A 13,623-nucleotide genomic window follows, 5' to 3' on the forward strand; every position below is an offset into this window, starting at 1 on the left:
TGGTGCGTTCCGGCCGCCTGTCGTGCGGCGGCGGCTGCGGGCGCTGGTCGGTCAGGTCTGGGCCGGGTCTGCCGTTGGCTGTGGGGCCGGGGTGGGGGCGGCGACCTCCAGCGGTGGGGCCAGGTGGCGTTCCGGGCGGTGGATGCCTGTCCGGGGGACACGGGTGCGGGGCTGGCCCGGGTTGCGGGGGTGGGGGCCGGGGCGGCGGGCCGTGAGGCGGGCTGTCGTGGGGGCGCCGCACTGCTCGCTGGGGGGCGCGCCGTCCGGGGTGTACGGGGAGGGCACCGAGGTGTTGTCGCGGTGGAAGTACTCCCACTCGTCCCCGTGTCCGTCCAGGTAGCGCTGGACGTCGTGGTCCACGCTCCAGCGGTGCGCGCACGTGCCGCAGGTGAATGCGACCCGTTCGACCGCGAGTTCCGTGATCACGGCGGTGCACCTCCGTCCCGCCGGCCGATGCGTCCGACGGTTCGATTGTCCTCCGTCCGGCCGTGTCGCGCGCGGAAGCGGAATCCTTGCCGCCACACCGTCGTGGCGCCATTCACGCTGGGCACAGGGCTGACTACGCTGTGCGGGTGAACGGGTCGACAACGGGGGCGTTATGGGATTCGGCTTCGGACAGCGACGTGGCGGGCAACTCCCGGTGGAACTCACCGGGTTCGTCGGACGCGGCGAGGAGATCGCTCTGATCCAGGGCGCCTTGGCGCGGTCGCGCCTGGTCACGCTGGTCGGCCCGGGCGGCGTCGGCAAGAGCCGTACGGCGCTGCGCGCGGCCGGCGGGCTCGCGGGGCGGTTCGCGGACGGGATACGGCTGGTGGAGCTGTCGGGGCTGCACGACCCCGAGCTGGTCCCGGCGACCCTCGCCGGGGTGCTGGAACTGCCGGAGCAGTCCGGGATGAGCCCGCTGGACGCGGTCGTCGAGCACCTGCGGGGCCGGCGGATGCTGATCGTCCTCGACACCTGCGAGCATCTCGTCGACGCGTGCGCGATGCTCTGCGACATCCTGCTGCGCGAGGCGGGCGGCCTGAGCGTCCTCGCCACCAGCCGGCAGCCGCTCGACGTGCCCGGCGAGCACTGCGTACCCCGGGCCGGGGTGGAGAACCGTTCCACCGACGTCCTCACCCGGCGCGAGCGCGAGGTCGCGGCGCTCGTGGCGCAGGGCATGTCCAACCGGGAGATCGCGGAACGCCTCGTCATCTCCAAGCGCACGGTGGACGCCCACGTCGAGCACATCCTCGCCAAGCTCCAGATCACGTCCCGTACGGAGATACCGGCCGTGGCGAGTCAGTAGCGGTGGTGCGGACACGTACGTATCGCAAGCGTGAACGGGGAGGCTCGGGGGCGGCCGGTGCGTATACGCAGGCCGCCGCCGGGGCGGGTACCGATCTTCCCGGCGGAGGGGTTCCGGGCGTACCGATCTGCGGCGATTCGCGCGGTGCGGCGCCCCGCGGCACGGCACAGTGGTGCCGCCGCCCGGGGAGGCGGACGTGCCGGGGCCGGCAGTGCTGGTCACACCCCACGGCTGTCATGGCAAGGCGCCCGGCACCGCGCTTCCCCCGGCGGCATCGGGCGGGGCTGCCCCTGGTCGGCGGGGCAGCCCCCTCGAACGGGTCAGAGCCTGAAGCCTCCGCTGCCGAAGGACCCGCTGGAACCGGGCCGCCAGCGGCGTCGGTGCTGGTCGTCGCCCCGTCTGCTCTGCGCGGGGTGGAGTTCGTAGGGCATGAGCCGCCTGCCGTCGGTGGCCGCCGGCACCTCGTCGGGCTCGCGCACCTCCCGGACCTCGTGGACCGCGCCCGTGTCGGGCAGCCTGGTCTGCTCCTCGGCGGTGGGCCGGTGCGGCTCGCGCTCCATGACCCTGATCCCGAGGCGTACGGCCCACACGAGCGCGCCGGCTATGACCAGCCCGCCGATGAACGCCACCGTCACATTGAGGACATCCCGTGAGGCGGCCAGTACTTCGAACGCTGCCGTACTCATAAGTGAATTATCCCCGACGGAATGAGAATTAGCGCCCGGAATGTCCAAATAATCATGAGGCGGCGATCCGGCCGGGGCTCAGCGCACCGTCGGGCTGGGGCTCGGGGTCGGCGACGTGGTGTTCACGTCCAGGCCGGGCGGCTCGGTGAGGGCGAGGACGGGCGCCCCGGGCTGCGGTGGCGGCGGGGTGAGCTGTTCCTCGGGGAGCTTCGGCGGGGTGGTCTGCTGGAAGTTGACCTGGTCGAAGTTGACCATGCCGGTCTTCTCCAGCACGGTGATGTGGTCCAGGACCGTGTCGTTGGCCTGGTCGGCGAGCTGCCGCACCAGCGTGTTCTGCGTGCTGGCCCGGATCTTGGCGATCACCGGGAAGATCTGGCCGTGCGTCACGCGCATGATGCTGACCGCCGTGATGTCGAACTGCTTGCCCGTGCTCCCGTCCACGGTCGCCACGAACTGCTGCTGCTGCGGACTCGCCTGGTTGGGCAGCGTGACGCCCAGCTCGGGGGCGATCCTCCGGCAGGTCGCGTCCAGCCGCGAGTGCCCGGCGACCAGGTGCTCGCCGGCCTCCTTCATCTCGGGCGTCGTGCCGCGCTGCATGGCCATCAGGCCGAGCGGATGCTCCCACAGCCCCGCGGCCCGGACCTTCACCACGAAGTCCCGGTCGGCCTCGGTCAGCGGGCCGTAGCGGGTGTTGGCGATGACGCGGGACGAGGTCGTCGCCGTGTTCTCCACCCCGAGCATGGCGGGGTAGGCGAGCGCGGCGAGGGTCAGGACCAGGCCGCCGCCGATGAAGACGGTGCCTGCCGTCCTGCGCGACATGCGCATGGTGCCTCCTGGTGTGAACGGGTCGGTCCCCAGGAGGTACGTACGGGGCCGCGGAAGCAATCAATCCGGCGGCCGGGAAACCCGCGCCCGGCGCGAACGCGGCACCGAACGGCCGTCGAACATTGCCGGAAAACGGCAGTGAAGCCCCTTCTCTGTGCATGTCAGGATTCCGTCAAGGCGGAGATCAGCGGTGGGCGAGAGGGGGCAGTGCGGATGGCCTGGTTTCTTGGACTCGGCATCACGGGGGTCGTACTGCTCGCCCTCGCGCTGATCTTCGACGGACTGCTGGAGGGGACGTTCGAGGGCGCGCTCGGGGGAGCCCTCGACGGGTGGCTGTCGCTGCCGGTCGTCGCCGGATTCGTGGCGGCGACCGGCTTCGGCGGCGTCCTCGCCCTCGGCGCGGCCGGTGCCGGACCGGTGACCGCCACCGCGGTCGGCGTGGTCTGCGGACTGGGCACGGCATGGCTGACGTACCGTCTCGGCCGCGCCCTGATGAACGACCGTACGGCCGTCGTCCCGCGCGGCACCGATCTCGTCGGCACCTCCGGGAACGTCGTGACCGCCATTCCGGCCGACGGCTACGGCGAGGTGCTGCTCCGCCTCGCCGGGCAGCCGGTGAAGTACGCCGCCCGCAGCGCGGTGCCGGTGGCCCGGGGCACCGAGGTGTGGGTCGAGGCGGCGCCGAGCGCGACCTCGGTCGTGGTGCGACCGGTGGAACGCTGAATTCCCGGCACGTACCCCGCGCCGCTTTCGCCTCCTCCTCGCCTCTCCCTCCCCTTCACCTCTCCTCTGTCGTCCTTTCGTTTTTCCTTCCGCGTTCCTTCTCTTCTCCTTCTCTTCTCCTTCTCTTCTCCTTCCATGTGATTCGGGGGCCCTGTCATGAGTCCAGTTGTCGTCGCCGTCGTCGGAGTCGTCGTACTCCTCGTGCTCATCGCCCTGGTGGTGGTCACGCGGTACAAAGTCGCCGGGCCGAGCGAGGCGTTCATCGTCACGGGCCGGCGCGGCAAGCAGTCCACTGACCCGGAGACCGGCCGGGTGTTCACCGACAACAGCGGACAGAAGGTCGTGGTCGGCGGCGGCGTGTTCGTCGTGCCGTTCGTCCAGCAGCGGTTCACGCTCGACCTGTCCTCGCGGCACATTCCCGTCGCCGTGCGCGGCGCGGTCACCCTGCGCGGCATCAAGGCCAACCTCGAAGGCGTCGCCATCGTCAAGGTCGGCGGCACCGAGGACTCCATCCGCGCCGCGGCACAGCGGTTCCTGATGCAGCAGGACGGCATCGTCGGCTTCACGCAGGAGGTGCTGTCGGGCGCGCTGCGCGCGATCGTCGGCCGGATGTCGGTGGAGGACGTCATCCGGGACCGGGCCGCGTTCGCCGGGCAGGTCGCCGAGGAGGCGGAGGCCAGCCTGTCCGGGCAGGGCCTGGTGCTGGACGCCTTCCAGATCCAGGACATCACCACCGAGGGCTCCTACCTGGAGGACCTCGGCCGCCCGGAGGCCGCCCGCGCCAAGCAGGAGGCCGACATCGCGGAGGCCGTGGCCCGCCGCGCCGCCGAGCAGGCCCGGCTGAAGGCCGAGGAGGAGATCGCGGTCGCGCAGCGGACGTTCTACCTGAAGCAGGCGGAGATCAAGGCCGCGACGGACGCGGCGGCGGCCCAGGCGAACGCGGCCGGACCGCTCGCCGAGGCCGCGCGCAACCAGGAGATCCTCGCCGAGCAGGAGAAGGTCGCCGAGCGGCAGGCGGCGCTGAAGGACCGCCAGCTCGACACCGAGGTCCGCAAGCCCGCCGACGCCCAGCGGTACGCCGCCGAGCAGGAGTCCGAGGCGCGCAAGGTGGCCCGGGTCAAGGAGGCCGAGGCGGAGCGGCTGGCGGCCATCGCGGCGGCCCAGGCGGAGGCCGAGCGGGCGCGGCTGACCGGTGAGGGCGAGAAGCAGCGCCGTACCGCGCTGGCCGAGGCCGGGGCACTCGAAGGGCTCAAGGAGGGCGAGGCGGAGCGGGCCCGGCGTGCCGCGGTCGCCGAGGCCGTGCGGCTGGAGGGCGAGGCGGAGGCCGCGTCGATCGCCGCGAAGGGCGCCGCCGAGGCCGACGCGATGCGGAGGAAGGCCGACGCGTTCGGGCAGTACGGCGACGCGGCGGTGCTCCAGATGCTGGTCGAGGTGCTTCCGCAGGTGGTCGCGAAGGCGTCGGAGCCGCTGAGCGCGGTGGACAAGATGACGGTCATCTCCACGGACGGCGCGAGCCGCATCCCGCGCGCGGTCGCCGACAACGTCGCCCAGGGGATGGAGCTGCTCGGCGCGACCACGGGTGTCGACCTGGCGGAACTGCTGAAGGGCATCACACGCCGGGACGCGCGGGGCGAGGGCGGGTCCGCGCAGGACGACGGAAAGGTCGAGATCGCCGGTTGACAGGGCGCGGTCGCGCACCCGGCGTGGCCGCCCCTTCCGTGCTACCGTCGCTTGGAGTTGCGGTCTTGGTTCCCATGCGTGAATTACCCGGTGTTTTTTCTCCGGGCGGGGCAATCATCTCGGCGACAGGGAGATTTCACACGGTGTGGAATCTCCGGCAGTGCCCCGAAGGAGAATTGGTATGGCTACCGGCACCGTGAAGTGGTTCAACTCGGAAAAGGGTTTCGGCTTCATCGCGCAGGACGGCGGCGGGCAGGACGTCTTCGCCCACTACTCGAACATCGCCGCGCAGGGCTTCCGTGAGCTTCAGGAAGGCCAGAAGGTGATCTTCGACGTCACGCAGGGCCAGAAGGGCCCGCAGGCGGAGAACATCCGCCCCGCCTGACGCGGAGCAGCACGACAGAACCGGGACTCGCGTGGGAACGCGGGTCCCGGTTCTCGTGTGTCCGGGGTGTCCGGGGTGTCCGGGGTGTCCGGGGCGTTCGTGCCGGTCACGTGCCGGTCACGCGCGGGGCGCGCAGGGCGTCCACGGCGATCCGGGCCGCCGTGCCGATGACCGCGTCCGCCGCGGGGAGCGTCGCCGCCGTGCTGGCCGTACGGGTGAACACGGCGACCGCGTACCGGCCGCCGTCGGGATACTCGACCACCCCGACCTCGTTGCGCACGGTCGGCAGGCTGCCCGTCTTGCCCGCCACGTGCACGTCGTCGAAGGGGAAGCCGGACGCCAGGCGGTGCGGCCAGACCTGGAGGGCGAGCAGCCGGCGGATCGCGGCGCCGTGCTCGGGCGCGCACGCCTCGTCCCGCCAGACGGCGCCCAGCAGCCGTGTCATGTCGCGCGGGGTGCTGCGGTTGGTCCGGGCCGGGTCGAGCGCCCGCAGCCGGGTGATGACGTGCGGGTCGGCGAGCGCCCGGGCGCCGCCGGGGCCCGCGTCCTCCTTGATCGTGGCGAGCATCTCGCCGAACGTGTGGACGGCGTGCGTGCGGCTCAGGCCGAGGCGGGCCGTCGTGCGGTTGACGGCGTCCAGGCCGACGCGGGCGAGCAGGAGGTCGGCGGCGGCGTTGTCGCTGACGGCCATCATCAGGTAGGCGACGTCGCGCAGGGACATCCGGACCGGGTCCAGCATGGCGGCCAGTCCGGTGGGGCCGGGGGTGCGCTCGGGCGGGGGGCAGTCGACCTGCTCCGTCAGGTCCAGGTGTCCGGCGGCGGCGAGGTCGTGGAGCGCGACCAGCAGACACAGCTTGTGGACGCTGGCCGTGCACACCGGCTGGTCCGCGCCCGCGTCGAGCTGGGCGCCCGAGTCGATGTCGAGGGCGTGCAGCCGGCCGGTGACCCCGGCTTCGGCGAAGGCCGCCCGGATGCGGGCGAGGGCGTCGGTCACAGCCAGTACTCCGATGCCGGGCGCAGGTGCAGCGGGCGGGCCGGCACGTCGGGCGTCGCCCCGGCGGTGGTGCGCAGCGCGTGCGTGGCGGCCTCCGCGAACGCGCCGACGGCCCGGTCGCCGCGGCCCTTGGGCCAGGCCACCGAGTGCCGCCAGGCCAGCGGCGCACCGGCGAGCGGGCGCCAGACGACGTCCGGGTCCCGGTCCCCGGGGTGCCCGGCGTGCGCGTCGCGCGGACCGAGGGCGACGGCACCGGCGGACAGCACCAGCCCCCGTACGAAGCTGGCGCCCTGGGCGTGCCGGACGGCGGCCGGGGTGTAGCCGTTGCGGGCGCAGGCCGTCAGCAGGTCGTCGTAGAGCGCCGGGGCGCCGGCGCGGGGGAAGAGGATCAGGTCGTAGCCGGTGAGGGAGGCGAGCGGCACCTCGTCGAGCCGGGCCGCCGCCGCGTCGCGCGGGAGGAGGACGCCCAGCTCGCGGCGGAGCACCGGGCCGAGTTCCAGGCCGGTCACGTCGCTGGGGTGGTGGATGAGGCCGACGTCCAGGTCGTGCGCGGCGAACCGGGCGAGCTGCTGGGCGGTGGACAGCTCGTGCAGCTCCAGTTCCAGCCCGGCGTGCCGCCGCCCGAACTCCGCCAGCAGGGCCGCCACGGTCTCGCCGGACAGGTCGGGCGACAGCGCGGCGCGCAGCAGGCCGCTCTCGCCGTCCCGGATGCGGCGCGCGGCGGCCAGGAACGACTCGGAACGGGCGAGCAGTTCACGTGCCTCGGCCAGCAGCAGCGTGCCCGCCTCGGTGATCGTCACCTGACGGCTGGACCGTTCGAAGAGACGGACGCCCAGTTCGCGTTCGAGGCGCTGGATGCGCTGCGACAGCGGCGGCTGCGCCATGCCGAGCCGGGCCGCGGCACGCCCGAAGTGTGACTCTTCTGCAACAGCCACAAAGCACTCCAGGTGCCGCACCAGGTCCACGATCAGGAACCATATCGCCGATTGATCGATCCGAGATCGATATGCATCTTGGACAGCGGGCGTGACGGTTGCTCTGCTCGTGCCATGGAACCCCGTACCGAAGACCCGACGCAGTATCCGCAGTATCCCGCCGCGCCCCTGCGCCGCCGCGGGCGCCGCACGGGCCGGACCCTCACCGTGGCCGTGGCGCTGGCCGCCGTCGTCGTGGGCGGGTCGTACGCGGCCGGCCTCGGCCCCTTCGCGCGCGGCGACGAGGGACCCGATCCGGCGGCGACGGCGCAGGCCCGCGCGTTCCTCGCCGACTGGGCGGCCGGGCGGATGCCGGCCGCCGCCGGCCGGACCACCAGGCCGGACACCGCGCGGCAGGTGCTGAGCAGCTTCACGACCGGGCTCGACATCGGCAGACCGGAACTCACGCCGCGGGAGCCCGAGGAGGGCGAGGACGGCACGGTGACCGTCCCGTTCACGGCCCGGATGCCGGTCGAGGGCCTGGGCACCTGGACGTACGAGTCGAAGCTGCCGCTGCGCGAGCAGGGCGACGGCAGCTGGAAGGTGGACTGGCGGCTGTCCGTCGTCCATCCGCGTCTGAGCGGCACCGAGAAGTTCCATCTGGAGCGCGAGGAGACGAACGTCCCCGAGGCCACCGACCGGCGGGGCGCGACCCTCTCGGCGGAGAAGTACCCCTCGCTCGGCCCGGTCCTCAGCCGGCTCGGCGGCGCGGGCGGCGGTCCGCGCGGCGCCGTCGAACTCGTCGACCGCGCCACGGGCGAGGTCGTGCGCACCGAGGCCAGGTTCGGCGAGAAGCCCGCCCCGGACCGCGGCGGGCCCGTCCGCACCACCCTCGACGCGACCTGGCAGGCGGCGGCCGAACGGGCCCTGGCCGACGGCACGGACGGCAAGAACGCGGCGCTCGTCGCCCTGCGCGTCGACAACGGCGAGATCCTCGCCGTGGCCAACTCCCCCACCACCGGCTTCAACCGCGCCGTCTCCGGCACCTACGCGCCCGGCTCCACGTGGAAGATCGTCACCAGCAGCGCCCTGCTGCTCAAGGACGCGGTGACGCCCGACGACGTTGTGGACTGCCCCAAGTACCTCACGGTCGGCAAGGAGTTCCACAACGTGGAGACCTCCGAACACCCGGGCGCCACCTTCCGCAAGGACTTCACCGAGTCGTGCAACACCGCGTTCATCAGCCTGCGCGGCAAGCTCGCCGACCGGGAACTGGGCGACGTCGCCCGCGAGTACTTCGGCGTCGGCCAGACCTGGCACATCGGTGTCCCGTCCTACGACGGTTCCGTGCCCGTGCCGCGCGACGAGACCGAGAAGGCCGCCTCGATGATCGGGCAGGGCCGCATCCAGGCCAATCCGCTGATCATGGCGTCGGTCACCGCGACCGCCGTGTCCGGCACCTTCCACCAGCCGTCCCTCACATCCGGTACGTCGGGCACGAAGGACACGACCACGACGACACCACTGCCGGACGACGTCGTCGGCCACCTGCGCGACATGCTGCGCGCCACCGTCACCGAGGGCACGGCCCGCGTCCTGGCCGACCTGCCCGGCGAGATCGGCGCGAAGACCGGCACCGCCGAGGTCTCGGAGGACGCGGAGAACAACGGCTGGTTCGTCGCCCACCGCGGGAACGTGGCGGTGGCGTGCGTGGTGGAGGAGGGCGTCACCGGGGGCGGGTCGGCGGGGCCCGTGGTGCGAGGGCTGCTGGCGGCGGTGCCGGGGGACCCGGCGTGAGGGCGGGTGCGGCGGGCCGTCGCGCCGGGACGCTGAACGGCGGCGGTGCGCCCAGCCGACGTGCCGTGCTGTGGGGCGCGGTCCTGCTGCCCCTGGCGGCGGGGTGCGGTGAGGGCGGGAACCCGGCCGGGACCGGGCCCTCCTCCCGCTCCGCCTCGCCGACCGCGTCCCGGCAGGCCCCTGCGGACGCCTCCCGGGACGCGCGCCCGCGCTTCGCCGCGCTGGAACGGAAGTACGGCGCCCGCCTCGGCGTCCACGCCCTGGCGACGGGCACCGGTGCGACCGTGTCGTACCGCGCCGACGAGCGGTTCGCGTTCTGCTCCACCTTCAAGACGCTGGCCGCGGCGGCCGTCCTGCACCGCAGGCCCTTGAGCCACCTGGACGACCGCGTCACCTACACAGCGGCGGACGTCGACTCCATTTCGCCGGTCACCGAGGACCACGTCGCCACGGGCATGACGATCCGGCAGCTGTGCGACGCGGCCGTCCGGTACAGCGACGGCACGGCGGGGAACCTGCTGATGCGGGACATCGGCGGCCCGGCGGGCCTGACCGCGTTCCTGCGCGAACTCGGGGACGACGTCAGCCGCATGGACGACTACGAGCCGGAACTCAACAGCGTCCGCCCCGGAGACCCGCGCGACACCACCACTCCCCGGGCGATCGCAGCCGACTACCAGCGGCTCGTGCTCGGTGACGCCCTGCCGGCCGCCAAGCGCCGCCTCCTCGGCGACTGGCTCGCCCGCAACGCCACGGGCGTCGGGGCCAGGCGGGTCCGGGCGGGCGTCCCCGACGGCTGGGCGGTGGCGGACAAGACGGGAACGGGCGACTACGGCCGGGCGAACGACATCGCCGTCGTCCGGCCGCCCGGCGTCGCGCCCCTCGTCCTGGCCGTCATGTCCGACCGGCCAGGAGTCGCCGCGGAACCGCGGGACGCCCTGCTGGCCGAGGCCACGAGGGAGGTGGTCGCGCACCTGACGTGCCCGCCGCCCCACGACGACGTCAGCCCTGGCCGGACACCGTCCCGCAGTTCGTGGTCGCCGGCTTGCCCGACAGGCGGTCCGACAGCCAGGCGATGGCGTTGCCCTGGTCGGTGATCAGCGGCGCCAGGTGGTTGGTGAGGAGCTTGTCGCCGAGGTTGGGGAGCCTGACGGGCACGTAGGTGACGTCGGCGCCCTTGCGGCACCAGTCGACGGCGAGTTGACGCGACTGCTCGTGCTCGACGATGTCGTCCTCGACGCCGGTCGCGACCCGCACCGGACCGGCCGGCTTGAGGGTGCCGATGCGCTGGCCGTCGAGGAACGCCTTCAGGCGCGGCTCGGCGGCGATGAGGCCGGAGACGGACCGGCCGTCCTTCGTCCACCTGGTGCTCTTGGTGAAGCCGTACCGGAAGAGGCGTGCCGCACGGGACGTACTCGTGTCACCGGGTGCGCGCATGTCGCTCGTGGCGGGCCGTCCCGGTTCCGCCGTCGGCCGTGGCCGTCCCGGCGCTACTGGTCCGAGTAGCCGATGTCCCCGACGGTCCAGGCGCTCACGTCCTCCAGCGCGACGCGGTACATGCCGCCCGTGTCGGGGATGCCGAAGCTGCCCTGGAGGATCCGGGCGACGTGGAAGTGCAGGTGCGTGGGCCGGGCGCCGGGCGTACCCGCCGGGGCGCCGCCGTCGGCGGGGGCGAACACGTCGGAGAACGGGCGCAGTTGGGCGGAGTCCCGCAGGACCTCGGCCACGCGCTCTCGCCACATGGCCTCGGGAGCCAACCGTCCCGTGATGACGGCCCCGGGGACCACCACGGTGAGGGACATCTGGCTGGTGCCCTCCGACTCCACCATCGCGGCGATGCCGGCGAGCAGGTCATCAGGGTGTGACATGGGTCAGGAGCCTACTCCAGAGACATGGCCCCGCAGGTCATCCACGGGGAAAACAGGAACGGACCGGCCGCTCCGCGCGCGTGCGGAGCGGCCGGCCCGGAAGCCGGCCGTGCGGGCCGGCCGGTTCACTCCCCCAGCTGCGCGGACGCGGCCTGCATCGGGGTGAGCCCGTCCAGCGGCGGTGCGGCCGTGGGCGCGGGGTGGCAGGTGAAGCCGAGGCGGATGAGCGCCCGGGCCACTTCCGACGCGGTGAAGTCGCGCCGGTCCTGCTTGGTGATGACTTCCCCGACCTGCTTGACGGGGTAGGTGCGACGGCCGATCGTCACGGAGATCCCCGTGACCTCCTCGGCCTTGATGCCCTTCATCGACTCCTCGACCTCGCTCTTGGTCAGGTCGAAGGGGTAGCGGGCGATGACACAGCGCATGGTGCCTCCACGGGGTTGAGAAAACGCCGGAAGTGGAACGGGAGCGGTACTGGCTGTTCGGCGCGGCGGGCCGTGCGGTGCGGCGCCGCTGTCAGCGACGTCCGGTGGAGGCCGTCCGGGCGCCCCGGCGACCGCGGTTGCGCCGCCCGGCGGAACCGCCCGCGCGCTCGGAGCGCTGGGCGGGCGGCGGGGTGATGACGACGGGCACGCCGGACGGCGCCTGGGCACCGGTGATCCGGCTCAACTCGGCCTCGCCGGAACGGACCTTGGTGGACCGCGGGGTGATGCCGGCGTCGTTCATCAGGCGGTCCATCGCGCGCCGCTGGTGCGGCAGGACCAGGGTGACGACGGTGCCGGACTCGCCCGCGCGCGCGGTACGGCCGCCGCGGTGCAGGTAGTCCTTGTGGTCGCTGGGCGGGTCGACGTTCACGACGAGGTCGAGGTTGTCGACGTGGATGCCGCGGGCGGCGACGTTGGTGGCGACCAGGACGGTGACGTGACCGTCCTTGAACTGGGCGAGCGTCCGGGTGCGCTGCGGCTGGGACTTGCCGCCGTGCAGGGCCGAGGCGCGCACGCCGACCGCCAGCAGGTGCTTGGCGAGCCGGTCCACCGCGTGCTTGGTGTCCAGGAACATGATCACGCGCCCGTCGCGGGCGGCGATCTCCGTGGCGGTGGCGTGCTTGTCGGCGTCGTGCACGTGGAGCAGGTGGTGCTCCATGGTGGTGACCGCGCCGGCGGACGGGTCGACCGAGTGCACCACGGGGTCGTGCAGGTAGCGGCGCACGAGGAGGTCGACGTTGCGGTCCAGGGTGGCGGAGAACAGCATCCGCTGCCCGCCGGAACCCACCTGGTCGAGCAGGGCGGTGACCTGCGGCATGAAGCCCATGTCGGCCATCTGGTCGGCCTCGTCGAGGACGGTGATGGCGACGCGGTCGAGGCGGCAGTCGCCGCGGTCGATGAGGTCCTTCAGCCGGCCCGGGGTGGCGACGACGACCTCGGCACCGGCGCGCAGCGCACCGGCCTGACGGCCGATGGACATGCCGCCGACGACGGTGGCGAGCCGCAGCCGCAGCGCGCGGGCGTACGGGGTGAGCGCGTCGGTGACCTGCTGGGCCAGTTCGCGCGTGGGCACGAGGACCAGCGCGAGCGGCTGACGCGGTTCGGCGCGCTGTCCGTTCGTACGGGCCAGCAGGGCCAGGCCGAAGGCGAGCGTCTTGCCGGAGCCGGTGCGTCCGCGGCCGAGGACGTCGCGGCCGGCGAGCGAGTTCGGCAGCGTCGCGGCCTGGATCGGGAAGGGCACGGTGACGCCTTCGGAGCCGAGCGCGCTCAGCAGCGGCGCGGGCATGTCGAGGTCGGCGAACGACTCGACGGGCGGCAGCGCCTCGGTGAGGGTGACGGGCTGGGCGAACTCGCCGCGGAGGGGCGCGGGCCGGCCTCCACGGCTGTTCTTCCCGGCGCCGGCCTTGGCCGAGCGGGACGGGAAGGACTGGCGGCCCGAGCCCTGGGGTCGGAAACGGCTGCCCCGGGAGGACGGGGCGCCGGTACGGGTGGTGCGGTTCATGTGGAACCTTCCTCGATGCGGATACGGCACGTATCGAGGAAGTCCTCCGGGCGGCGGTGAGCCGGGTGAGGATTCGCAAGAATGAGCCGAAGAAAATGAGCGTCGCGGCACCGGCCGAAGAATCTGCGGCAGCTCACCGGTGAACAGGTGGCGGTCGGCGGCGGGCCGGACGTGAAAAACGCAACGGGCTGGGGCCCGCACCCCAAGAGCGCGGGCCCCAGCCGTGTTGAACGCGTCAGCGTCAGGCGGGAACGATGTTCTCGGCCTGCGGACCCTTCTGGCCCTGCGTGACGTCGAAGGTAACCTTCTGGCCTTCCTGAAGCTCGCGGAAGCCCTGGGTGGCGATGTTCGAGTAGTGGGCGAACACGTCCGCGCCGCCACCGTCCTGCTCGATGAAGCCGAAGCCCTTTTCCGCGTTGAACCACTTCACGGTGCCAGATGCCATATTGAATCTCCCTTGGGGGCAGTGCCCGGAGC

The 13,623-nt window shown here is 72.9% G+C and carries 15 protein-coding genes and 1 pseudogene; 6 read left to right on the forward strand and 10 right to left on the reverse strand.

Features of this window, described 5'->3' with window-relative positions:
- Positions 1-51 precede the first annotated feature (51 nt).
- Complete coding sequence (locus QC282_RS18125) at positions 52-426, reverse strand: hypothetical protein (protein WP_279550500.1); 375 nt, start codon at positions 424-426, stop codon at positions 52-54.
- Between the two features lie 172 nt (positions 427-598).
- Here QC282_RS18125 and QC282_RS18130 point away from each other — a divergent pair, with 172 nt between their 5' ends.
- The gene (locus QC282_RS18130; protein ID WP_279550501.1) at positions 599-1,288 is read left to right on the forward strand and encodes a LuxR C-terminal-related transcriptional regulator; all 690 of its coding nucleotides are present in this window, start codon (positions 599-601) and stop codon (positions 1,286-1,288) included.
- A 320-nt stretch (positions 1,289-1,608) separates the two neighbouring features.
- Here QC282_RS18130 and QC282_RS18135 read toward each other — a convergent pair whose 3' ends face one another.
- The gene (locus tag QC282_RS18135; protein ID WP_279550502.1) at positions 1,609-1,974 is read right to left on the reverse strand and encodes a DUF6479 family protein; all 366 of its coding nucleotides are present in this window, start codon (positions 1,972-1,974) and stop codon (positions 1,609-1,611) included.
- Positions 1,975-2,052: 78 nt separating this feature from the next.
- Positions 2,053-2,799 carry a DUF4142 domain-containing protein gene (locus tag QC282_RS18140; RefSeq protein ID WP_279550504.1) on the reverse strand — a complete coding sequence of 249 codons (747 nt, stop codon included), beginning with the start codon at positions 2,797-2,799 and terminating at the stop codon, positions 2,053-2,055.
- A gap of 213 nt (positions 2,800-3,012) precedes the next feature.
- Between QC282_RS18140 and QC282_RS18145 the strand changes: the two genes are divergently transcribed.
- The 3 genes from QC282_RS18145 (at position 3,013) to QC282_RS18155 (ending at position 5,587) form a co-directional block, all read left to right on the forward strand.
- Positions 3,013-3,522, forward strand: a complete 510-nt coding sequence (locus QC282_RS18145) for a hypothetical protein (RefSeq protein WP_279550506.1) — start codon at positions 3,013-3,015, stop codon at positions 3,520-3,522.
- A gap of 156 nt (positions 3,523-3,678) precedes the next feature.
- Positions 3,679-5,202, forward strand: a complete 1,524-nt coding sequence (locus QC282_RS18150; RefSeq protein ID WP_279550507.1) for a flotillin family protein — start codon at positions 3,679-3,681, stop codon at positions 5,200-5,202.
- Positions 5,203-5,383: 181 nt separating this feature from the next.
- The gene (locus tag QC282_RS18155; protein ID WP_279550508.1) at positions 5,384-5,587 is read left to right on the forward strand and encodes a cold-shock protein; all 204 of its coding nucleotides are present in this window, start codon (positions 5,384-5,386) and stop codon (positions 5,585-5,587) included.
- Between the two features lie 106 nt (positions 5,588-5,693).
- On the opposite strand, the gene QC282_RS18160 is transcribed toward QC282_RS18155, so the two are convergent.
- Both QC282_RS18160 and QC282_RS18165 read right to left on the reverse strand, forming a co-directional pair.
- Complete coding sequence (locus tag QC282_RS18160; protein ID WP_279550509.1) at positions 5,694-6,581, reverse strand: class A beta-lactamase-related serine hydrolase; 888 nt, start codon at positions 6,579-6,581, stop codon at positions 5,694-5,696.
- Positions 6,578-7,516: a LysR family transcriptional regulator gene (locus QC282_RS18165; RefSeq protein WP_279550511.1), complete on the reverse strand. Its 939-nt coding sequence runs from the start codon at positions 7,514-7,516 to the stop codon at positions 6,578-6,580. Before QC282_RS18165 ends, QC282_RS18160 begins: the two co-directional genes overlap by 4 nt.
- A gap of 114 nt (positions 7,517-7,630) precedes the next feature.
- Between QC282_RS18165 and QC282_RS18170 the strand changes: the two genes are divergently transcribed.
- Positions 7,631-9,292 carry a penicillin-binding transpeptidase domain-containing protein gene (locus QC282_RS18170; RefSeq protein ID WP_279550512.1) on the forward strand — a complete coding sequence of 554 codons (1,662 nt, stop codon included), beginning with the start codon at positions 7,631-7,633 and terminating at the stop codon, positions 9,290-9,292.
- Positions 9,289-10,389 carry a class A beta-lactamase gene (gene bla / locus QC282_RS18175; RefSeq protein WP_279550513.1) on the forward strand — a complete coding sequence of 367 codons (1,101 nt, stop codon included), beginning with the start codon at positions 9,289-9,291 and terminating at the stop codon, positions 10,387-10,389. Before QC282_RS18170 ends, bla begins: the two co-directional genes overlap by 4 nt.
- Here the strand turns inward: bla and QC282_RS18180 are convergent.
- The 5 genes and pseudogenes from QC282_RS18180 to QC282_RS18200 all read right to left on the reverse strand — a co-directional run.
- Positions 10,295-10,687: pseudogene (locus QC282_RS18180) on the reverse strand (lipase family protein); the annotation flags it as partial. The gene bla and the pseudogene QC282_RS18180 sit on opposite strands and share 95 nt — an antisense overlap.
- A 95-nt stretch (positions 10,688-10,782) precedes the next feature.
- Complete coding sequence (locus tag QC282_RS18185) at positions 10,783-11,160, reverse strand: hypothetical protein (RefSeq protein WP_279550515.1); 378 nt, start codon at positions 11,158-11,160, stop codon at positions 10,783-10,785.
- Between the two features lie 125 nt (positions 11,161-11,285).
- Positions 11,286-11,585 carry an SCO5918 family protein gene (locus tag QC282_RS18190; protein WP_279550516.1) on the reverse strand — a complete coding sequence of 100 codons (300 nt, stop codon included), beginning with the start codon at positions 11,583-11,585 and terminating at the stop codon, positions 11,286-11,288.
- 91 nt (positions 11,586-11,676) lie between these two features.
- Complete coding sequence (locus QC282_RS18195) at positions 11,677-13,146, reverse strand: DEAD/DEAH box helicase (RefSeq protein ID WP_279550518.1); 1,470 nt, start codon at positions 13,144-13,146, stop codon at positions 11,677-11,679.
- Positions 13,147-13,387: 241 nt separating this feature from the next.
- Positions 13,388-13,591, reverse strand: a complete 204-nt coding sequence (locus QC282_RS18200; protein ID WP_069779708.1) for a cold-shock protein — start codon at positions 13,589-13,591, stop codon at positions 13,388-13,390.
- Between the last annotated feature and the right edge of the window lie 32 nt (positions 13,592-13,623).

Origin of the sequence: Streptomyces sp. DH24, from assembly GCF_029813775.1 — a bacterium.
Lineage (GTDB): Bacteria > Actinomycetota > Actinomycetes > Streptomycetales > Streptomycetaceae > Streptomyces.